The sequence below is a fragment of the Schlesneria paludicola DSM 18645 genome (genome assembly GCF_000255655.1).
GTDB lineage: Bacteria > Planctomycetota > Planctomycetia > Planctomycetales > Planctomycetaceae > Schlesneria > Schlesneria paludicola.
This window is the reverse complement of record NZ_JH636435.1, coordinates 463596-484745: the sequence shown is the minus strand read 5'-3', so window position 1 is coordinate 484745 and position 21150 is coordinate 463596. Positions and strand designations below refer to the sequence as shown.

Annotated in this window: 16 protein-coding genes; 9 read left to right on the top strand and 7 right to left on the bottom strand. The window is 55.1% G+C overall.

What is annotated here, in order from left to right; all coding sequences use genetic code 11:
• The first annotated feature begins 133 nt into the window (after nt 1–133).
• The gene (locus OSO_RS0119460) at nt 134–1075 is read left to right on the top strand and encodes a polysaccharide deacetylase family protein (RefSeq protein WP_010584853.1); all 942 of its coding nucleotides are present in this window, start codon (nt 134–136) and stop codon (nt 1073–1075) included.
• A 113-nt stretch (nt 1076–1188) separates the two neighbouring features.
• Here the strand turns inward: OSO_RS0119460 and OSO_RS0119455 are convergent, their stop codons facing one another.
• Nucleotides 1189–2100 carry an alpha/beta hydrolase gene (locus OSO_RS0119455; RefSeq protein WP_010584852.1) on the bottom strand — a complete coding sequence of 304 codons (912 nt, stop codon included), beginning with the start codon at nt 2098–2100 and terminating at the stop codon, nt 1189–1191.
• Between the two features lie 348 nt (nt 2101–2448).
• On the opposite strand from OSO_RS0119455, the gene OSO_RS0119445 reads away from it, so the two are divergent.
• The 3 genes from OSO_RS0119445 (at nt 2449) to OSO_RS0119435 (ending at nt 5306) form a co-directional block, all read left to right on the top strand.
• Nucleotides 2449–2778, top strand: a complete 330-nt coding sequence (locus OSO_RS0119445; RefSeq protein ID WP_010584851.1) for an ArsR/SmtB family transcription factor — start codon at nt 2449–2451, stop codon at nt 2776–2778.
• A gap of 68 nt (nt 2779–2846) precedes the next feature.
• Entirely contained in the window at nt 2847–3407 is a 561-nt protein-coding gene (locus OSO_RS0119440; protein ID WP_010584850.1) for a rhodanese-like domain-containing protein, read from the top strand.
• 249 nt (nt 3408–3656) lie between these two features.
• Nucleotides 3657–5306, top strand: a complete 1650-nt coding sequence (locus tag OSO_RS0119435; RefSeq protein ID WP_010584849.1) for an FAD-dependent oxidoreductase — start codon at nt 3657–3659, stop codon at nt 5304–5306.
• 127 nt (nt 5307–5433) lie between these two features.
• On the opposite strand, the gene OSO_RS0119430 is transcribed toward OSO_RS0119435, so the two are convergent.
• From OSO_RS0119430 to OSO_RS0119410, 5 genes are all read right to left on the bottom strand, one after another.
• Nucleotides 5434–8526 (bottom strand): DUF1592 domain-containing protein, encoded by a 3093-nt coding sequence (locus OSO_RS0119430; RefSeq protein ID WP_010584848.1) that lies wholly within the window; start codon nt 8524–8526, stop codon nt 5434–5436.
• Between the two features lie 42 nt (nt 8527–8568).
• Nucleotides 8569–9564: a sugar phosphate isomerase/epimerase family protein gene (locus OSO_RS0119425; protein WP_010584847.1), complete on the bottom strand. Its 996-nt coding sequence runs from the start codon at nt 9562–9564 to the stop codon at nt 8569–8571.
• 139 nt (nt 9565–9703) lie between these two features.
• A complete protein-coding gene (gene panD, locus OSO_RS0119420) occupies nt 9704–10054 on the bottom strand; it encodes an aspartate 1-decarboxylase (RefSeq protein ID WP_010584846.1) in 351 nt (116 codons plus the stop codon).
• 237 nt (nt 10055–10291) lie between these two features.
• Nucleotides 10292–11530, bottom strand: coding sequence for a lactate racemase domain-containing protein (locus tag OSO_RS0119415; protein WP_010584845.1), 1239 nt, complete (start codon nt 11528–11530; stop codon nt 10292–10294).
• A gap of 88 nt (nt 11531–11618) precedes the next feature.
• The gene (locus OSO_RS0119410; RefSeq protein ID WP_010584844.1) at nt 11619–12137 is read right to left on the bottom strand and encodes an FHA domain-containing protein; all 519 of its coding nucleotides are present in this window, start codon (nt 12135–12137) and stop codon (nt 11619–11621) included.
• 440 nt (nt 12138–12577) lie between these two features.
• Between OSO_RS0119410 and OSO_RS0119395 the strand changes: the two genes are divergently transcribed.
• From OSO_RS0119395 to lnt, 4 genes are all read left to right on the top strand, one after another.
• Nucleotides 12578–13693 carry an SPFH domain-containing protein gene (locus OSO_RS0119395; RefSeq protein ID WP_010584843.1) on the top strand — a complete coding sequence of 372 codons (1116 nt, stop codon included), beginning with the start codon at nt 12578–12580 and terminating at the stop codon, nt 13691–13693.
• 13 nt (nt 13694–13706) lie between these two features.
• Nucleotides 13707–15020, top strand: a complete 1314-nt coding sequence (locus OSO_RS0119390; RefSeq protein ID WP_010584842.1) for an NAD(P)/FAD-dependent oxidoreductase — start codon at nt 13707–13709, stop codon at nt 15018–15020.
• Nucleotides 15021–15256: 236 nt separating this feature from the next.
• Nucleotides 15257–16456 carry an SMP-30/gluconolactonase/LRE family protein gene (locus OSO_RS0119380; protein ID WP_010584840.1) on the top strand — a complete coding sequence of 400 codons (1200 nt, stop codon included), beginning with the start codon at nt 15257–15259 and terminating at the stop codon, nt 16454–16456.
• A 227-nt stretch (nt 16457–16683) separates the two neighbouring features.
• Nucleotides 16684–18522 carry an apolipoprotein N-acyltransferase gene (gene lnt / locus OSO_RS0119375; RefSeq protein ID WP_010584839.1) on the top strand — a complete coding sequence of 613 codons (1839 nt, stop codon included), beginning with the start codon at nt 16684–16686 and terminating at the stop codon, nt 18520–18522.
• A gap of 106 nt (nt 18523–18628) precedes the next feature.
• Here the strand turns inward: lnt and OSO_RS0119370 are convergent, their stop codons facing one another.
• Nucleotides 18629–19243, bottom strand: coding sequence for a superoxide dismutase (locus OSO_RS0119370; RefSeq protein ID WP_010584838.1), 615 nt, complete (start codon nt 19241–19243; stop codon nt 18629–18631).
• A gap of 387 nt (nt 19244–19630) precedes the next feature.
• On the opposite strand from OSO_RS0119370, the gene OSO_RS0119365 reads away from it, so the two are divergent.
• Nucleotides 19631–21127 carry a hypothetical protein gene (locus OSO_RS0119365; RefSeq protein ID WP_010584837.1) on the top strand — a complete coding sequence of 499 codons (1497 nt, stop codon included), beginning with the start codon at nt 19631–19633 and terminating at the stop codon, nt 21125–21127.
• Nucleotides 21128–21150 lie beyond the last annotated feature (23 nt).

Genomic DNA, 21150 nt, shown 5'->3' with positions numbered 1-21150 from the left:
GCGTGTGGGTATGAACCCATTGTTTCCCGTTCATCTGCCCCGGCCGCCGTGGCCGACTGGATTGCCGACCGAAGTCCAGTTCTCGCGGCATGTTTGAATGACGCCTCTTTTTTACATTCGAAGGATTCGTTGGATGTCGTTGCGTGTTGTTTTGGTGATGGTGTTTGCGCTTTTGCCTGGACTTTTACTGGCCGAAGACGGGCGAAAGTACGTCATTATCCATGCGGATGATGCGGGTATGTCGCACTCGGTGAATTTGGCGACGATCGAATCGATGGAAGTCGGATTTGTGTCGTCAGCCAGTATTATGGTGCCCTGCCCTTGGTTTCCTGAAATCGCAGCCTACGCAAAGGCGCATCCTGAAAAGGATTTTGGGCTGCATTTGGCACTCAATTCTGAGTGGAAATTCTATCGATGGGGCCCCGTCGCGCCGCGCGAGAAGGTGACAAGCTTGCTCGATAAGGATGGGTATCTACACCAAAGCGTTCCGGCGGTCGCAGCAAGCGCCCGAGCGAGCGAGGTTGAACTGGAGTTGCGGGCGCAGATCGAGCGAGCGTTTCAGTTCGGAATTCCCGTGACGCACCTTGATACCCATATGGGGGCTCTTGTCAGTCGGGCCGACATTCTAGAGGTCTACGTTAATTTGGGGATCGAATACAATTTGCCCGTTCTATTTATCCGCAACGCGGACAAGGACCGCGACACGGCAAAAGAGTACCCCGCGCTGGCAGAGAAAGCGCAAGAATTGGGACGGGCTCTCGATGCCAAACATTTGCCGATTCTGGATAGCCTGGCACAGTTTTACAGTGGTCCTAGCCATGAAGAACGCCGGAAGAGCTATCTGAAGACCTTGCGTGAGCTTAAGCCCGGTGTAACGCAAATCATCATCCACTGCGGCTTTGACAATACCGAACTACAAGGGATCACGAACAGTTCGGCCAATCGCGATGGCGATCGTAGAATTTTCGAGGAACCAGAAGTCCTCGCTGAAATCAAGAAGTTGGGAATCGAGATCATTACATGGAAACAATTCCATGAAATGACGCTCGAAAAGGCGAAGTCGTCGGCAAAGTGAGCGGTGGGCGACCTGGTGAGGACCCAGCCAGTGAGGTCTCGCTCCCGGCAATCGGGAGCGAGATCCTCACCTCAGGCGTTGGCGTCGCCTCAATTTCGTCATTTGTGATATCATCAATTGGCCAGTTGTTTGTCGAACCAATTTGCGATGACCTGCACTTCTTCATGAATCGTGAACCAAGGATGGGCCCCGCCCTTTTTCACGATCAACTCTGCAGGGACTCCTGCTTTCTTGAGTTCCGATACCATCGTCTCTGACTGCTGCAGCGGAACGAGCGGGTCAGCATCTCCGTGAATTAACAGAAACGGTGGCGCTTTAGAGGTGACCAGGCGTGCAGGCGAGATCTTCGCCAGCATCTGCGACATCTCTTCCGCCGAAGGATTTTCCTCGGAATCGATGTTCGCGAGTCGGCGCGTGATTTTCCCCAATTGATCATCGGCTGACGGGTCAATCACTTTGTCACCGTATTGTAAGAAGTCCGTTGGCGGAAAGAAGACGGCGACCGCCTTCACACGCGTATCGCCTGTCGACGGCTTCTTCCCATCAATGGGTGATCCGTCTTCGGCGGTGACGGCAGTCAAGCAGGCCAGATGACCACCCGCCGATGCGCCCATCATTCCGATACGTTCGGGATCGATGCCGTATTCGGTTGCGTGGCTTTTGACCCAATGGATTCCTTGATTCACATTTTGACGCATCTCGATCGCACTGAATTTCGAAATTGATCCGGGACGGATTCCGAAGACGGTGTACCCTTTTTTACAGAGGATGTGAAACGTTTGCGTCAGCATGTGATCGCGGATTTTGCTGCGGTCGGAATGCCATGCCCCGCTCACAACGTCGATGATTGCGAGTCCATTCTTGTCGCCCGTGGGGACAAACACATCCATGACGAGTGCTATTCCATGAACTTCCGCATACACGACATTCTGATGTTGAATGAACGGCAGATCTTGGGCGGCAAGATTCGTCCCCACGCAGGCCAATAACGCGATCAATGGCAATCCAACTCGAATTCCTTGCATCCTAACTCTTTCCGTTTTTGGTTCAGTGATCTGCGTTGTACCTGCCCTATTGTTTTACCTTCGAGCGCCTAACAGAGTTTCGCATGAAGGCTTGGGAAGTTGGCATCGCCATTCTGTGGCATCGTTGCCATTGCGATCAGTCCAAGAGCAAAATTGTCTGGTCAATTGGCGTAAGTCTTTGCCAGAACAGTCTGCAACGTTTGAAGTGACGTCATCGAGCTTGCCATCCCGGAATGTCCATCAATTTTTTCGGCAATCGCGAGATCGTCACGCGATTGTCGCCGACCACGGAATAATTCATTGACATGTCGTGACATCCCGATATATTGGAGTGTGGAGGTGTCGGAGATGAGTGTCGAAGCGAAAACCGCCGAAGCATGGCGACTCACGCCGTTAGAAGCCCTTGAGCAAGCCGCCGAGTGTCTCAAGATCCTGGCGCATCCACATCGCTTGCGTATGGTGCAAATGTTACTGCGAGGGCGATTCACAGTGGGTGAACTCGCTGACGCGTGTGAGATCCCTAGCCATATGGCATCCGAACATTTGCGGCTGATGCAGCGCTGCGGCTTTCTTGCGAGTGCGAAAGAAGGTCGCAAAGCCTACTACAAGATCGTCGAATCTCATCTTGCCCAATTGATGGCATGTATTGAGGCTCGATTTGATACCGCGAAAGTCTAATCGGTCGGCGAGTTCACACGCCGCGTACTCAGAAATTTGGATTTCGACTCATACTTAAGGAGAATGCCATGAGCGTCAATACGATTTCGCCAGCCCAGTTCAAGGAGCTTCGGCAGCGTGGTGGGACGGTCGAATTGATCGATGTCCGTACCCCGGTCGAGTTTCGAGAAATTCATGTCGACATCGCTCGCAATGTGCCGCTCGATCAACTTGATCCACAGGCATTGATGACGGCACGGAATGGTGCCGATCAAGAGCCACTCTACATTATCTGCAAATCAGGTGGCCGTGGTCGTCAGGCCTGTGAGAAGTTTGTTAAAGCGGGCTATGTGAATGTCATCAATGTCGAAGGCGGGACATCGGCCTGTGCCGAGGCGGGGGTTCCCGTGGTACGAGGAAAGAAGGCGATTTCTCTCGAACGTCAGGTTCGAATCGCCGCCGGATCACTGGTCTTGATTGGGGTCATTCTGGGCTGGACCGTTCATCCCTACTTCATTGGGGTGTCAGGGTTTGTCGGAGCTGGCTTGGTATTCGCCGGAATCACCGATACCTGTGGGATGGGGATGTTGCTGGCCCGCATGCCTTGGAATCAGTGCAAATCTGAGGGAACTGCCTGCGCCGCACAATAGGTCGAGTCGGGCTCATCGCGGTTTGGCGTCTCCTGAAACTCCTGGTATTGCGTCTTGAGCGTGTGTCGCCTGGGTTGGCGTCTGTGCCAACCCATTGTCGCTGATTCGAAGCGAGATGGGGGGATTTCGTTCGAGGTCAAATCCTCTGTCCCTCATCGCCGCTAAGTCATTGATTTCAAACCTCAACGACCGCGACTTCGCATCCGATCAAATCAGCCAATCAATGTCATTGAGCACAAGGACCGAGTTATGAAACTTCTGATTGTTGGCGGTGTTGCAGGAGGGGCATCGGCAGCCGCTCGCGCCCGTCGCCTACGTGAAGACGCCGAGATCATCGTGTTTGAACGAGGGCCGGATGTCTCTTTCGCGAACTGTGGCCTTCCCTACTATGTCGGTGGCGTCATTGCCGAACGTGAGAAGCTGCTCGTCACCACGGCCGAACGTCTGCGGATCCGATTCAATCTGGATGTACGTACTGGGTCGTCCGTTGAATCGATCGATCGCGTCGCTAAGACCGTTCGAGTGCGAGACCTCGCGACGGGGCGAGAATACAACGAGAGCTATGACAAACTGATTCTCTCTCCAGGTGCCGCTCCGGTGAGACCCAAGCTTCCAGGTGTTGAACTACCCGGCATCCTGACGCTGCGAAATCTCGAAGATGTTGATCGAATCAAACGCCGCGTCGACGAGGGGATTCAACGCGTCGTTCTGGTCGGAGGGGGATTTATTGGTCTGGAACTCGCCGAGAACTTTGTCAAACGCGGTGTGGCAACAACGCTGATTGAACACAACAAGCAACTGTTGCCACCTTTCGACCCGGAGATGACGACACCCATCGTTCAGACGCTTCTCGCACAGGGCGTGGATTTGCAGTTGGGGGAATCGGTGACCGGGTTCACTCGGGCTGGAAACGACCTGATCGTTGAATTGAAATCAGGGACGCGGATTCACACTCAACTTGTCGTGCTTGGAATCGGCGTCAGTCCTGAGAATAAGCTCGCGCTCGAAAGTGGCCTTGAGACGGGAGTCCGCGGTGGGATTCGAGTCGATGCACATCAACGGACTAGCGATTCCGATATCTTCGCTGCGGGAGACGCCGTTGAAATCCGCGACGCGATCTCGGGGAACCCCTTTCAAGTGCCACTTGCTGGTCCCGCAAATCGACAGGGGCGAATTGCGGCTGACAATGCTTGCGGGCGCGATTCGCGCTATCGAGGGACGCAAGGGACCGCCATTCTTGGTGTCTTTGATCAGACGGCAGCGATGACGGGGGCCTCGGAAAAGGCTTTGAAAAAGGCGGGGCGACCGTTCCGAAAGATCTATGTCCATCCCGCACAGCACGCAGGTTACTATCCAGGTGCCAAACCGATGGCCCTCAAGGTCCTGTTCGATCCCGAGAATGGACGGATTTTGGGAGCACAGGCTGTAGGCTCGGATGGCGTCGATAAGCGGATCGACGTCATCGCAGTCGCGATCCAGGCAGGAATGACCGTCTTTGACATGGAAGAAATGGAGCTTGCGTACGCGCCGCAGTATGGCTCCGCCAAAGATCCGATCAACATGGCTGGCTTTGTGGCGAGTGGCATACTGCGAGGTGATCATCCTCAGATCGATTTGGAATCGGTCATGCACGTCGCCGCTGAGCCGCGTCCATATCTTATCGATGTTCGCACGCCGCAAGAGTTTTCCGCAGGAGCAATTCCGGGCGCAATGAATTTGCCGGTCGATGAACTTCGCAAAAGGTTGCACGAAATTCCTCGCGATCGCCACCTTGCCGTGTACTGCCAGGTTGGTCAACGAGGGTACCTTGCCACGCGAATCTTGATTCAAAACGGGTTCTCGGTCGCCAACATCGGCGGCGGCTACAAGACTTACAAACTTTTTTATCCCAATGAGTAGTTTGTTTGCGTCATCTTGTCTCTCAAACGATCACTGGTTCCCGTTGAGTGGAACGCCGTGACTGCTGACGTACTTTGCGGTAGGAGAGGCGCAGCGGGACTGAGAAATCTGAAGAGATGATCATGTGTCAGTTTTGTCCACGCTTGTTCAGGAACTGGGGGCTGGTCAGGATCGATTCGACGAGGGTTTGCGTACGATCGTCGTGCGACCTGAGCTTCCGTCGCATTTCCTCAATGGTTGCTCGATCCGATGGCAGCAGGCTGCGGCCAATCGCGTACGAAAAAAGCTTGCGGCAGAAGTTCGTCACGAACTCATCACGGCGCGTTTCCGACAGGTATTTCTTGAGGTTTTCCACACCTGTGGCTTGAGTGCCATCGGGAAAGACGGCAGTCGTCACAACCGGGCGACCGCCCAAATCGCGCGTGCGGTATTCCCCGATGGGGCCGAACGCTTCGAACACAAGGCCAATCGAATCAAAACGCTGATGACACGACGCACAGGTCCGATGGTCCCGGTGTCGCGCCAAGAGTTGCGGGAGGGATAGTTCACCAACACCCGCTTCGTCCTTGGGTAACTCCGGGACGTCAGGCGGCGGTGCTGGAATTCTTTCACCGAGTAGACGACGAACAACCCAGTATCCACGTTTCACGGGGCTCGTTCGTAGCCCGGGGGAATTCTTCGTCAAGAATATAGACATCGTCAACAGGCCCCCACGTCCATGACGATTCAGTCTGTCGACGCGATGCCAGTCATTGCTGCTCGACGGATCGAGGTCGCCCGTCGCGGCGATTTGGAGGGGACTGGTTTCGAGATTCAGGCCGTAATGATTCGCGAGCACTGGATTCACGAACGTGTAATCGGCGGTAATCAGTTCCGTGACGGGGCGGTTCTCTCGGATGACGTCTATGAACAGACGAAGTGGTTCCTCGTACATCGCGGATCGCAGTTCATTTGTGAACGAAGGAAACCGTTCGCGATCAACACTGTTGTGCTCTTCGAAGCGGCGGATGTCGAGCCAGTTAGCGGCGAACTCACTGGCCAGTCCGCAGACTCGAGCATCTCGCAGCATTCGCTTCGCCTGTGAAAGTAGCACCTTGGAATCGTGTAGGGTCCCGCGTTCGGCACAGGCGAGAAGCTCTGCGTCAGGCAAGCTTGCCCAGAGGAAGTCACTCAGGCGACTTGCCAATTCGTAGTCGTCAAGTGGTTGGCGATCCGTACCGACTGCCGCCGTGCTGAAGCGATAACAAAAGTGGGGCGACATCAGAATGCCGGTCAAGACATCCCGGATCGCCTCATCGTGACTCAGGCCTTCGTTCTCGCGAAGTGCTCGATAGAACTCGTCCAGGTCCTGTTGATCCGGATGCGTTAGAGGTCTTCTGAAACAGCGTGCGGCGAGTTGCTTGAGGGCTTCAAGATGCGTCGACTCGACCAGGGTTGCGGTCCGATCCAGCTCTCGTACCTCGGCGGACATTCCGGAAAAATACGATTCGATGGCCTCGATCGCAGCGGGGCTTGCTTCCAGCCGCCTGGCTTTGGCGAGGTAGAGATCCCGTACACGATTGAGGGACACTTCTGTCGTGACATCTTTGTTTTCGGGCCTCGCGAAATCGAAGTCAGGCCCTTCCGCAAATCCAGGTGGCTCGGCACGTTCGAAGAACAAAAAGTCTTTGTATTGTCGGATCGGCGATTGAGTCACGAAGTTCAGTGTCTGCCACAGCGAATCAAGTTCGCTCTGTTCGATGTCGCTCAGCACCAACTCGTAAAGTGGTCCATCATCGCGGAAGTACCCCTGCATCAAATGAAAGCCAGCCGTTAAAAAACGGACTCCGACTCCCAGTTTGGGATCGGCGTAATGTCCTCGACTTGAGATTGCAAACGCACTGGGAAAGATGCGACAGAATCGATCGATCGCCGCATCGAGTTCTTTGTCGTCGCTTTGACGGAGGAAGGACATCCTGGTAGCAGCTTGTTTTCGATTCCACCAGATGACCAGGGGTTGGCTGCCATCTGACATTCCTTTGAGGTGCAGTTTCGGAACAGGTGGTTCGAACGACGTTCGCTTTGCCACGACAAAGTCTCGTAGCGTTTCGCATTCCTGTCGCAATGCACGGTTCCAGGCCGCGGTTTGAGTGCTTGTCGAGGTCGGCGACGGATCATCTGAGCGAGGCGCGTTTTTTATTAAATCCTCGTTCGAGATGAGCTGGTGCCATTTGGTCTGCAACTCAGCGAGTGGCCCTACCGACTCTTCATGTGTTAAAGCCGACCAGATTGTCTCAAGATACCGCTCACTCAAGTTTGACGCCTGTGGTGTTGCTCGCCGCGCGCCACGGGCAGGAATCGCTTGATTCTCGTGCGTCTGTGGATTCGACTTTGAATGGGTTGCCTTGGTCTCTCGAGCCAACTCTTTCAGCGTCGCGTCTGATCTTCCGAGTTGAGACCGATGATGGAACCGCCAGGCGGCGGCGAAGTAATCGGCGTAATCAATCTCGTGCTGCTGATAGAACTCGAGGATTTGATGCACGCAGAACTGGTCAAGATCGGTTTCCGTGACGACGGGATAAGGGGCGAAGACAATTCCTCGCGGCGTCAGCACGGCATGATTGGCGACAAAGCGCGCGGCATCCAGATACTTCTTAATGAGTGCCGGCGAAACCGAGAGTGATTCGCCCGTGTTATCGAAGCCGGCTTCATTCGCAGGATCGACGGGGAATTCGCGTGTCGGTCTGAGATCGAAGCCAGTCAGATCGCGAATGGAGTTGTCGTATTCGGCATTGCTCAATCGATGCGCCAGGACGACGCCAGGATCGCCTGCGTTGCGGGCGGCCTCATATTCGCCGACGGCGTTGCACCATGTCACAACGGCCCTTCGCGCTTCGGCCGTGGGCTGGTGATCAGAGGATTCAGGCGGCATATCACCCGCGAGAAGCCGTTCCGCGACAGTCTCCCAAATTGGCAGATTCTGTGTGACGGAGGTCAGAGCCTGCTCACGACTGAGATCCAGTTTGGCTTCTTGCTTCTCTGCGCCATGGCAATCAAGGCAATACGATTTCAAGAATGGGCGTACCGTCTGCTGAAACTCGATGTCCAGCGTCCTGGCAGTTGGGTCATCCCCCCAACTGCGGAGGTCCGAAACACCAAACATGAGAAGCGTCGCAAAGAACAAAAATCGCATCGAGGACGGCGCGAACAGATTCGCAGATGTCCTCGATGCGTTATTCACTGAAGTACTCCTCAGCGGAAACGATTCGCAGTCGACGGCTTGCTACTCGGAGAACGCGGAATCAAATGCACGGCCCGATGGGGCGAAATCGATGTTTTTAACGAACTGGCACGATTCGCGGGCACCGTGTTCACGGTCCATTCCGCTGTCTTCCCACTCAACCGACAGTGGGCCTGCGTATTTTGCGGCGTTCAGGGCGCGGATCACTTCTTCGAAGTTCACGCCACCACGTCCCATGCTGCGGAAATCCCAACCTCGTCGTGGATCGCCAAATGAAAGGTGGCTGGACAGGATGCCCGAGCGACCGTTCAGCGTTACTTTGGCGTCTTTCATGTGCACGTGGTAGATGCGATTGGGGAAGTATCGAATGAATTCGGCCGGATCGACGCCTTGCCAGATCAAGTGGCTAGGATCGAAATTGAAGCCAAATTCTTCCCGTCCACCCAGTGCGGCAACAGCCCGTTCGGCGGAATAGAGATCGAATGCGATCTCGGTCGGATGTACTTCGAGCGCGAACTTGATTCCACATTCCTGGAACACGTCGAGGATGGGGTTCCAGCGATCGGCGAGCAGCTTGAATCCATCGTCATACATCGACTTTGGTGTCGGAGGGAAATCGTAGATCAAGTGCCAGACGCTCGAACCGGTAAAGCCATTGACGATGCTGACGCCCAGTTTTTGAGCGGCGCGAGCGGTGTTCTTCATTTCTTCGATGGCGCGTTGCGTTACGCCTTCAGGCTTGCCGTCGCCCCACACGTATGGCGGCAGAATACTTTTGTGGCGTGCGTCGATATTGTCGAGTACCGCCTGGCCGACCAGGTGATTCGAGATCGCGAAGACCTGCAGGTCATATTTTTCGAGGAGTTCCCGCTTGCGGGCACAGTAAGTATCGTCAGACAGGGCCTTGTCGACCTCGAAGTGATCGCCCCAGCAAGCGAGTTCAAGGCCGTCGTAACCGAAATCCTTGGCCTTCTTGCAAAGGTCTTCGAGTTTCAAGTCTGCCCACTGGCCTGTGAACAACGTAACGGGACGGCCCATCTGGAATGCCTTTCGAGAATGTATGCGGGCGAAAACGACGTTATTTGTTGCACGAAACTAGATCGCAATCAAGCGAATGTCAACCAAGTTGGTTGTCTCTTGATTGGAGCGCCATAGAGCTTGCGCAATCGTCATCCATTCAGGAATTCTGTCGATTTTTTTCGTCAACATGGATGACGAGCGGTCGGTGCTCTGCGAGTTCAGGCTCGTTGAATTGGGCGTAAGCACAGATGATGACGAGATCACCAATTGAAACCAAATGGGCCCCTGCACCATTGATACAGATGGTGCCGCTACCGGCCGGACCGCGAATGGCGTAGGTAATTAATCGGTTACCGTTGTTGACGTCGTAAATGTGGACCTGCTCGAACTCAACAATGTTCGCGGCGACCATCAGGTCGTAGTCAATTGTGACGCTGCCTTCGTAGTGCAGTTGGGCGTCGGTCACCGTCGCACGGTGGATCTTGGATTTGAGCAGAATTCGCTGCATGGATAGAACGCAATCTTTGACGATCGTCTGAGATAGGACATTGAACGTCCCGTCAGGCCGTCATGAACAAGTGGAATAAACGCTGTCTTAATGTAACGAAGTGCGGCAGGCCGCATTCTGGCGGAATCTCGTGTCGACTCCAAGTCGATCCCCAGGATTCAGCTCGATTTTTGCTGATCGCTGCGTGTCAGTCACCTTTTTCGTCGACTCGACTTCAAGGCTGAGAGAAAAAGAGTTCTACGGCTCGAGGCGGAATAAGTATTCACCTGACTTGCGTACAAGCAAGACCCCCTCCTCTTCGCGATTGGCAAATGATTCGACGTCGATCGTTGCCGGGTCGCGGTAACCCAGATTGATTCGCGCGCAAGTTTCGGGCGAGATCCCGCTGGCGAGTGTGACGCGGACGCGAGGATTCTCAATTCCGTTTTCGAATGTTCCTCCTCCGCGGACATGCGTCGAATGGGCGAGCACGCCCCAGGGAATGTCTTTAAATCGATCCCACTGCTTCGTGAAGTAGTCGCGAACGTGATATCCCACTTGCTCGATCAGCTTTCCATGTGTGATCGAGATTTCGTTCATGTGCGGGGCATAGATGATCAGTTCGCCCCCATCCGCGACCACAGGTTCCATTTTGTACATGCACTTTCCGGCCACCCAAAGCTCGTCGTACATCGGCGGCGCGCAGGACAGAACTTGTTTGAACGGCCGCGGACAGCGCTTGATATGCACTTGCCCCGAGAGGTCGGACGCTTCGTTCCAGGCCGATTCCGGCGTTCCGTAGAACAGGCCGTGCAGGCTGCAGTCGGAGGAGACGACGAACGTGATGGCACGGCGAGTCTTCGGAATCAGGGCCGCAGCCGCATCGACCACACGACGCACCGGCGTGTCTTTCACCCCGATGATCTCGTAGTTCGTGATAAGAGCCCCCAACCAGTGGAAGAAGTTCAAGATTTCCGGGCCACCGATCCCTGGGAAGAAGTATTTGTTCCCACCCGAGAATCCGACGACTTCATGCGGAAACACCGGCCCAAGGACGAGCAAGAGGTCGTAGTCCTGGATGCGTGAATTGATCTGGACAGGCACTTCCAGCGACAACAGGCCATTGGAGAGTTCCGCCGTTTCAGCTTTTGTCAGCGTTCCCAGGGTGACCAGCCGATCAGGTCGGTCCCACTCATGGTTGAACGTCCGCATCTGGTAAAAGAGCCGGCCTCGCTCGGTCTCGTCGATGCCAAGCAATTTCGCAATCTGGGCATCGGACATGGGGGGGTGCGTGCCCAACGCCACCATGACGTCCAGCGACATGCAGTGTGGACGAATCTCGTGAAAGAGCGCATCGAAAAGGAGCGGCAATGGCGCCGTCCTTGTCGCATCGGGAACGATCAACAGGATCTTCTGGTCGACGAAATCCTGTTTTGGCAGCTTCGCGAACCACTCCCGGATTTGGGCGTGCGAGAACGTGGGGATTGGATCGGGCATGCAATTCCGTTTCACCGAATTGAGTGAACAATAATTCGGTCGAATTGTAGCCGGAATTCTTACAGATGAAACATCACGCCGCGAAACGTCAGTCCTTCAGCCATTCGAGTGCCTGATCGTCGTCATTCTTGGGACTGTCAGGCGACTTGGGGTTCGGCTTCGTCGGCTGGTGTCCGCGGGATGGTGGTGGACTCGGCCGAGCCGGCGGTGATGGTCGGCCGCGACTCGGTTGGCGATCACGTCGATCTTCCTGGCTCAAGCCCGCCTTCTCCAGCAGGCTCATTGCGAAGGGATCAACTTCCTCTGAGGGGGGGACGGCTTCGGGGTCGGGGGTGTATTGAATCTCGAATGCGTGTCGGGCGAATGAAACGGTGTCGCCGGGTTGCAGGAACTTTTCGTCGATTCGCTCGCCGTTGACTTTTGTGCCGTTGCGGCTGACGTCCGAAGCACGCCAGTAGCCATTGATGTACTCAAGCCGACAATGATTCGAGGACACATTCGCGTAATCCAGGCGAATGTCGCAACTGGGGCGACGTCCTACAATCAAGGTTGGCTTGAGGAGTGGAATCGGGTCTCCGCCACCCACTGGTATCAATTGTCCCAACATCGAAATCCCGCCTCCAGATCCTGCTCGCACATCCACGCGAGGCAGCTTACTCGTATCCTATCACTCTTTTCACTTCTGAAATTGCAGAATCTACGGCCCAGCCGGCAATTTCTTGTGGCAGCCACATCAGAACTGACCGAAAACGCATCAACCGGCGCACAAATCCGAAGCATTCTGTCGGCACAAACCGCAAGGTCAGATCGAAGGATTCGTGCTGTGGCCTTCAAGCCGGAATATCAATACACTTCGATGTTTTAGACACGCGCCGTACAACCTTGATCGCGAACCTCGATTGCGTGCAAGGCCTCATTGAATTTCAGAACACAAGAATGATCAATCATGATTGATCTCTCTGATCCTCTCTTTGAGGCAAATGATGCGCCGTGTAGAATCTCATTCGCTGCCGTTGACCGACTTCCTTCACGAGCGGAAAGCACACTATGGGACTGTTCGACAAACTGCGCAATGAACTGATCGACATCATTGAATGGCTCGACGATTCGCGAAATACGCTCGTATGGCGATTTCCGCGATATCAAAACGAGATCAAGCAAGGGGCTCAATTGATTGTGCGCCCCGGCCAGCTCGCAGTGTTCGTTCTGCAGGGAAAAGTCGCCGATGTGTTCGAGCCTGGTACGCATACACTGAACACTCAGAATCTGCCAATTCTCAGTACGATTGCCGGTTGGAAGTTTGGATTCAACAGCCCGTTTAAGTCGGAGGTGTACTTCATCAGTACACGCCAGATCACCGATTTGAAGTGGGGGACGCCGAACCCGGTGATGTTGCGAGATCCAGAATTCGGTCCGATCCGTCTGCGAGCTTTCGGAACGTATGCGCTCAAAGCGGTTGAACCCAAGGCACTGCTGACCGAGCTTGTCGGAACGGATGGTGTTGTTGAGGCCGACGAAGTCACGGAACTAATGCGTTCTATCATTACCTCGGCGCTGTCTGACATGCTGGCAGAAAAGCAGGTGGCCGCGCTCGATTTGGCCTCGAAATACCGTGAGTTTTCCGAAGAACTTCGTAAGTACGTAGAGGAGCGAATTGACGATGAATATGGGTTGGCCATACCACAACTCATCATCGTGAATATTTCGTTTCCCGAGGCCGTCGAGAAGGCGCTCGACACGCGGACGAGTATGGGTGTGCTCGGAGATATGAACAAGTTCCAGCAGTACTCTCTCGGGGAAGCGATGCGAGAATCCGCCCAGCACGGAGGGGGTGGTGAAGGTCTGGGGTTGGGGATGGGAGTGGCCATGGCTGGTCGGATGATGACCTCGCCAGGGATCGGTTTTGGAACGCCGGCGGGCGGTCCAGCATCGCCACCTCCACCGCCTGCCTGGCACGTCGCGGTGAATGGGCAGCCACAGGGGCCTTATGCTCCTGAGCAGATTCAACAGGCGATTTCGGCGGGGCGGATCAGCGGTCAAACGCTGCTTTGGTCTCCGCAGTTGTCGGGTTGGACCGCCGCGTCGCAGATTCCCGATTGGTCAGCCTATTTTCAGCGTCCCGGTGTGAATCCGCCACCACCGGTACCGCCGACAGTTCCTTGAGGATAAGTGCGAGATGCCGCGAGTATTGATCGTTGGAGGTGGTTTTGCCGGGTTGAACCTTGCCAAGGGGCTTGGGGACGTTCCCGGTGTCGAGGTGTTGGTCGTCGATCGAACGAACCATCATTTGTTCCAACCGCTGCTGTATCAGGTCGCAATGGCGGGGCTGAGCCCCGCCGATATCGCAGCACCGATCCGGAGTTTACTCGCCCGCTTTAACAACATTCGCGTCCTGCAGGGCGAAGTCCGTTCTGTCGACACCGATCGAAATCTTGTTGTCACGGATTTTGGCGAATTGCCGTTCGACTATCTGGTGCTCGCCTGTGGTGCGCGGCATAGCTATTTCGGGCACGACGAATGGGAGGAATTTGCACCAGGGCTTAAGACGCTCGAGCAGGCGACCGAAATTCGTCGACGCGTGCTTTCTGCCTACGAATCTGCAGAGCGAACCACGTCGCTCGAAGAGCGGAAGCGGTTGCTGACGTTTGTTGTCGTGGGTGGCGGGCCGACGGGCGTCGAGCTGGCTGGTGCCATTGGCGAGATGAGTCGATTTACGCTGGCCAAAGACTTCCGAAACATTGACGCCACGCTGGCTCGCGTCATTCTCCTCGAGGCGGGGCCAAGAATTCTGGGGATGTTCAGTGAGCAATTGTCCGCGCGAGCCGCTCGCGATCTGGAACAGCTTGGAGTCCAAATCTGGACTGGCAGTGCTGTAACCAAGATCGATGCGAATGGCGTCGATATCGGCAATGAACGTATCATCTCGGCCACCGTTCTGTGGGCGGCCGGTGTCAAAGCCTCGTCGTTGGGGAAGGATTCCGGCTTTGAAGTTGATCGATCGGGCCGCGTCATTGTCGAGAATGATTTGAGCGTCAAGGGGCACCCGAACATCTTTGTGGCGGGGGATCAGTCTTGTTACACGCATCAGACTGGTCGGCCGCTACCAGGAACCGCGCCGGTGGCAATGCAGCAAGGTTGCTATCTCGCAAACTTGATTCGAATCGATGTCCAGGGCGGGAAGCGGACGCCGTTTCGATTTGCGGACAAAGGGCAGATGGCAACGATCGGCCGGAGCCGCGCGGTGGTCGAAGTCGGTAAATTCAAAATGACCGGCTTCATCGCCTGGATGGCTTGGTTGCTTGTTCACATCTACTATCTGACGGGTTTCCCCAATCGCTTGCGCGTCGTGCTGAATTGGGGCTGGTCGTACATCACATTCCGTCGAGGTGCCCGACTGATCGTTCCCAAAGAATGGCGATTCGGGCAGGCCGCAGAAGAGAGGCCGAAGGTGGCAACTGTGCCCGAGGCGCCGGTGAAAGTGAGCGCCTGACGTTTCGGCGTTGGTGTTGATTGCTCGATCCGGCAGGTGATCTGGGTGGTGACGGCAAACAGTTGTCACCACGGAATGGCGTGGCATCTGCGAAGGCAGACGTTATCGACTGTCACGATTTCGATTGGCGGAGACGTTTCGGCCGGATTGTGGGTTTGTTACCGTGGCGCATCGGCACGACATTCGATCGAAATGTCGAGGCCCTCGTTTCCCATTATGCGCTATGAGGAGCTCCCATGACTGACCAGGATTCCGGTTCCGCTGTGTCTGATCTGAATTCCACAGCAATTGCTCGTCGCTCATTTCTCGCGGCATCGCTTGGGGCGATAGGGGCCGCAACCTCTGTGATCGCGCGTGATTTCGGGCCGTCGGCTCAACCGGTTCGCTATCCCGATCCCGACATTGTCACGCTCGATCCGCGGTTCAAGAAGTACGCCATCGGCAACACGCCCATTCAGCGAATTTATCACAGTCCAGAAATGCTGTGGGCTGAAGGGCCTGCCTGGAACGGAGTCGGTCGATACCTGCTGTGGAGTGATATCCCGAACAACGTTCAGAAACGCTGGCTCGAGGAAGATGGCCATGTGACAACCTTCCGACATCCCGCGGGCAACAGCAACGGAAATACATTCGACTACCAGGGGCGTCAGGTCTCGTTTGAACACGGGAATCGCCGAGTCGTGCGATATGAGCACGATGGCAGCGTCACCGTGCTGGCCGACAAGTACGATGGCAAGTCGCTGAATGCCCCCAATGATGGGGTCGTTCATCCGAATGGGGATGTCTGGTTTACTGATCCGGGCTATGGAAGTTTGATGAATTATGAAGGCGAGAAGGCCGCCAACGATTCAAAGCAGCCGTACCAGAAAGAGGCCGTCTATCGAATCGATGGAAAGACGGGCAAAATTGAGAAGGTGACCGACGACGTCTTCAAGCCGAATGGGATCTGTTTCTCGCCAGACTATAAGAAGGTCTACGTCGCAGATACCGGTGCGTCGCACTACAGTGACGCGCCGAAACAGATCAAGGTCTGGGACGTTGTTGATGAGAAGGGCGTGGCAAACGGCAAGGAGTTTGCTTCAATGAAATTGAAGGTAAAAGGGGCCGCGGCCGGAGTTCCGGTTGTGAACAAAGTTCCCGGCCAGGCGAGAAACTTTGCAAATGTCTCGCAAGAGGAAGAGCTTTCAGGCCTCGCCGATGGAATCCGTTGTGATACGGACGGCAACATCTGGGCGAGCGCGGGCTGGGTTGGTGACGGATACGACGGGGTACACATTTTCGAACCACAAGAAGGCGTGCGAATCGGTCAAATTCGACTGCCCGAAATCTGCAGTAACGTCTGTTTTGGCGGAACCAAACGAAATCGCCTGTTTATGACCGCCAGCACATCGATTTACGCAGTCTATGTCGAAGCTCGCGGCGCACACATTACGTGATCGACTGTCGTGGGAAAAACTGGTGGCATTTAGCGAGGCGGGGCACCGATTCGGGGTGCTCCGCCTTTTATAATTCTGACAGACACGCGTCCAACTGACACTGCGTCGTTTCGTGCTCATGAATCCTCAATGCCGCGTATTTACAGGCCTTCGTCAAGATCGACTTCCCAAAATGGCCATTCTTCACTAACGTTCGCCAATTCAGCAATCCAGGGAGGGAGGCGGGAATGTCTGCAAGTGTCATGAAAGAAAAGCGACAAAACTCGGATCGATCTGTTCGCGAGATCATTGCTTCGGCAAGATCGATGCACAAGCAGAAGACGGCGCGCGTCGGAGTACTCGGTGCATTCGCGATGTCATTCTTGTCCGGGCTTTTTTTGTGGCTCTGTTTCACGCCCGTCAATGCGAGCCCCTTGGCGTGGCTCGCCCCGGTCCCGCTCTTGCTGCTCGTTCGGATCAAAGAACGCACGAGCTGGATGTATGCCGCCATTTATGCGGGAAGTGCGACGAGTCAGTTGGCCATGCTGCAGTGGATGCGGCTGGGTGATCCTACGATGTATATTGCCTGGATGGCTCTCGCTGCCTACCTGGGACTTTACCAAGTCGCATTCGTCAGCATTTCTCGAATTGCCGTACAGAAATGGTCGGTTCCGCTACTTGCGGCCGCACCTGCGGTTTGGATTGGTCTTGAGTATCTCCGTGCCCATCTGATGACCGGTTTCGCATGGTATTTCCTGGGGCATTCGCAGTATCGCTGGCTGGAACTGATTCAGGTCAGCGATCTGGTTGGTGCCTATGGGGTGAGTTTTATCGTTGTGGCGTGTGCGACGGCACTCGCTCTGCTGGTACCGCATTCGTGGTTGATTCGCTGCCGCCTGGTCCTTCCGTCGACAGGGCCTGTGACACCTGCCGGTCTAACGTTGTCGCAACTGGTTCAAGTCTCTGTTTCGTTGATGATGTTTGTGAGCGTTCTGGGTTATGGCTATGTGCGACGATCCCAGGCGGATTTCAAGCCAGGTCCGCGCGTGGCATTGATTCAAGGAAATTTCCTGGCGTCGCTGCGAGAAGAGCCTGTCGATCCCGGTGATCGCTTTCTGACGCATTTGAGTTTGAATGCACACGCGGTCAAAGAGCAGCATCCACATCTGATTGTCTGGCCTGAGGGAATGTTTCCTTGGCCACTGATGTCGGCCGCGAAAGACATGAGTGACGATGAGCTCCGGAAGTTGGTCCCCTCTGTCAGCCCTGCGGCGTGGCATAATCCCATGGTTGCCGGGATCCTGCGCGAAGAAAGCGAGCGGGCCGGTGCGGCGCTCATTTTGGGAATCAATGCCGCTGTCGCCGAACCGAATGTCGTAACACAACACAATTCGGCTGTCTTTGTCCGGCCGGATACTGGCATTGCGGGGCGTTACGACAAGATGCACCTTGTGCCATTCGGCGAGTACATCCCACTGCGTGACGTGTTTCCGATCTTGAAAGCCCTGACTCCTTACAGCGATGCTGGGGGGCTGACGCCCGGTTTGCAGCCCGCGATCTTTGAATATCAGGGCTGGAAGTTTGCCCCGGTCATCTGTTTTGAAGACACTGTGCCCCATCTCGTGCGTAACATCGTTGCGTCTGGAACGGGGACCGACGGTGCGAAGTCCGTCGACGTGCTCGTGAATCTCTCGAATGATGGTTGGTTTCATGGTTCAAGTGAACTCGATCAGCACTTAATTACAGCCGCATTTCGAGCCGTCGAATGCCGTACGCCGCTCGTTCGTGCCGTCAATACGGGCGTTTCAGCTTTTATTGATGGGGATGGTGCCATTCGTGAGCCAGATCACTTCTTTGACGGTGATGCACGTAAGAATGGCAACAACGCACCGCGAACCTCGATGCGCGACCCCAAGACGGGGGCTTGGCACAAGCAGCTCAACGCGGCTCTCATTCACACTGTTCCGCTGGATTCGAGACAAAGCCCCTATGTTCGATATGGCGATTGGTTCGCAATGCTGTGCGCTGCGGCAACGCTCTTCTGTGCAGTCTCGATTCTGATTCCCAAGCAGGCGAACGCCGTTTAGTCTTTGGCATTTCAATTTGCTTGAGTGGCTTCGATGGATAGGAAAAAGGGTCGGTCTTCGTGATGAAGGCCGACCCTTTTGTAATAATTCGCTTGTCAGTGACGGCTCATGCCTTCTTTGCGGCGGCATAGCGACGTGCGACTTCCGGCCAGTTGACAACGTTAAAGAACGCGGCGATGTAGTCAGGGCGGCGATTCTGATAGTTCAAGTAGTACGCGTGCTCCCAGACGTCCAGACCCAGCAATGGGGTTCGGCCTTCCATCAGCGGGCTGTCTTGATTCGGCGTGCTTTCTACGACAAGCTTGCCCTTGTCGTAGGACAGCCACGCCCAACCGCTACCAAAACGGGTCGTTGCGGCGGCACTCAGTTTTTCTTTGAACGCGGTGAACGAACCGAACGTGCTGGTGATGGCTTCAGCCAGTTCGCCAGTTGGCTCGGCCCCGGTGTGCGGCGCAAGGATCGTCCAGAACAGCGAGTGATTGGCATGCCCCCCCGCGTTGTTGCGGATGACGGTGCGGATGTCTTCAGGGACCGCCGAGAGGTTACTGATGATCTCTTCGGCAGTCTTGGAGGCCAGTGCAGGATGGCCTTCCAGCTTGGCATTGGCGTTGTTGATGTACGCCTGATGATGCTTGCCGTGATGGATTTCCATCGTGCGGGCATCGATATGTGGTTCCAGCGCGTTTGGAGCATACGGCAACGGCGGAAGTGTGAAAGCCATGTGAATCTCCTCTTGGGTCGTAATTTTTCAATCAAATCAGATCACGTGCGGGCATGGCCGCACTAATCGGAAACAGCACGACGGTTATTCTAGAACGTCGGATGCGTGAAGCAAAGTTACCGCGAGGACTTACGTGGCGTTGAGCGCTGATCCAGGGGCCGTCGGACATCTCAAGATCTTCATGATTGATTTCCCTGCGAGGGAATCTAAGCGGACTGGGTGGACGACGGGTTCGGTCGCACGTAGAGTCTTACGCAAAGTGGTGAGGTCTTTCGTTGGTGGCGAAAGGCCAAGCCCTTACGAACGACAGAATCGAATCAGTTTCCTTTTTTTCCCGACCCGTCCCGCGCGACAGTTGGACCGATCGGGCTTGTCACGGAACAATTGATGAAAGTTCAGCAATTTCTCGAACACCACGGGCTCAATCAGAACCCGTTTAGTCAAGAAGACGCCCAGACCGATCCTCTGTTCCAAAAACTGTGTGCTGATGGCACCTTCCATCCCGCATGGGACAAGATTTACGGCGATCCATCGCATCCCTCAACGGCGGTTGTCTTCGGTGAAAAGGGCAGCGGAAAGACGGCACTTCGCCTGCAAATCGTCGACCACACCGCGAAGTACAATACTGAACATCCGGATGACCGCGTTTTCATCGTCGATTACGACGATTTCAACCCATTTCTTGACTCGTTCAATGAAAAGGTCGGCTGGGCCGGGGCTCGGCCGGAAAAGACACTCTCGAAATGGCGTCTGTGGGACCATATCGACTGCATCCTCTCGTTGGCGACAACGCATATCGTTGACGACCTTTTGAAGGATAAATCGGCTGGTGCCTCCGGGCCGTTTCAGGTCTCCACGGATCGGATTTCGAATCTGACGCGTGTTCAGAAGCGCGACCTTCTGCTGCTCGCGGCGTTCTATGACCGCAGCACCGATATCGCACAACTGCATCGCTGGTCCAGCCTGCGTCGAAAACTTGGCATTCCCAACTGGCGAAGCTATTGCGATTTTTCGATTGGCATGGCGGTGACGCTGGCCATCTTCGGGATTTTGGCTCAACAAGGGACATTAAGCCAGTTTGGTGGCTGGTGGCCGTGGGTTGTGATTCTGGCAGGCTGGGCACCCTGGTTGTGGCATCAGTCACAACTTTTCATGCTCGCCTGGAAGTCATCGCGACAAATTCGCGTCCTTGATCGACAGGTCAATCAACTGCGATCGATCTTGTCGAACTTTGATCCGAAAGATCTCGTGGGACAGCCCATTCCGGCTCGTGATCGCAGCGATGATCGGTACGAATTACTCACCAAACTTCAGAATATTCTGGAATCGCTGGGTTTCGAATCGATTACGGTCCTGGTCGATCGCGTCGACGAACCGCACCTGATCAATGGCTCGCCCGAGCGTATGAAGGCGCTGATTTGGTCAATGTTTGATAACAAATTCCTGAAGCACGCGGGAATTGGCTTCAAACTGTTGTTGCCGATCGAGATTAGCTTCTATTTGACGCGGGAAGATAAAGAGTTCTACGAACGGTCACGGCTCGATAAGCAGAATCTGATCCGGACGCTGGAATGGACCGGCGAGTCGCTCTTCGATCTGGCAAACGATCGAGCTCGCGCGTGTGCCATTAATCCTGATCCATCGATTTCCATCAAGAAATGGTTCGACGATGCGATCAGCGAAGGTGAACTTGTCGGGACCCTGGCACGTTTGCGCGTTCCGCGGCATCTTTTCAAATTCCTGCACCGACTGCTCGTCGAGCACTGCCATCGTTACACCGACGAATCACCTCGTTGGGTCATCGACCGCGAGACATTGCAATCGTCTCTGGCGATCTACTTGCGAGACCTGGAAGCCTACGATCGCGGTTTGGGAACGGGTTGAGTTGTGTCGAATGTGATACCTCT

Bases quoted from the DNA above. Each gene is read 5' to 3' on its own strand.
- OSO_RS0119460 (WP_010584853.1), top strand. From the start codon at position 134: ATGTCGTTGCGTGTTGTTTTGGTGATGGTGTTTGCGCTTTTGCCTGGA.
- OSO_RS0119455 (WP_010584852.1), bottom strand. From the start codon at position 2,100: ATGCAAGGAATTCGAGTTGGATTGCCATTGATCGCGTTATTGGCCTGC.
- OSO_RS0119445 (WP_010584851.1), top strand. From the start codon at position 2,449: ATGAGTGTCGAAGCGAAAACCGCCGAAGCATGGCGACTCACGCCGTTA.
- OSO_RS0119440 (WP_010584850.1), top strand. From the start codon at position 2,847: ATGAGCGTCAATACGATTTCGCCAGCCCAGTTCAAGGAGCTTCGGCAG.
- OSO_RS0119435 (WP_010584849.1), top strand. From the start codon at position 3,657: ATGAAACTTCTGATTGTTGGCGGTGTTGCAGGAGGGGCATCGGCAGCC.
- OSO_RS0119425 (WP_010584847.1), bottom strand. From the start codon at position 9,564: ATGGGCCGTCCCGTTACGTTGTTCACAGGCCAGTGGGCAGACTTGAAA.
- panD (WP_010584846.1), bottom strand. From the start codon at position 10,054: ATGCAGCGAATTCTGCTCAAATCCAAGATCCACCGTGCGACGGTGACC.
- OSO_RS0119415 (WP_010584845.1), bottom strand. From the start codon at position 11,530: ATGCCCGATCCAATCCCCACGTTCTCGCACGCCCAAATCCGGGAGTGG.
- OSO_RS0119410 (WP_010584844.1), bottom strand. From the start codon at position 12,137: ATGTTGGGACAATTGATACCAGTGGGTGGCGGAGACCCGATTCCACTC.
- OSO_RS0119395 (WP_010584843.1), top strand. From the start codon at position 12,578: ATGGGACTGTTCGACAAACTGCGCAATGAACTGATCGACATCATTGAA.
- OSO_RS0119390 (WP_010584842.1), top strand. From the start codon at position 13,707: ATGCCGCGAGTATTGATCGTTGGAGGTGGTTTTGCCGGGTTGAACCTT.
- OSO_RS0119380 (WP_010584840.1), top strand. From the start codon at position 15,257: ATGACTGACCAGGATTCCGGTTCCGCTGTGTCTGATCTGAATTCCACA.
- lnt (WP_010584839.1), top strand. From the start codon at position 16,684: ATGTCTGCAAGTGTCATGAAAGAAAAGCGACAAAACTCGGATCGATCT.
- OSO_RS0119370 (WP_010584838.1), bottom strand. From the start codon at position 19,243: ATGGCTTTCACACTTCCGCCGTTGCCGTATGCTCCAAACGCGCTGGAA.
- OSO_RS0119365 (WP_010584837.1), top strand. From the start codon at position 19,631: ATGAAAGTTCAGCAATTTCTCGAACACCACGGGCTCAATCAGAACCCG.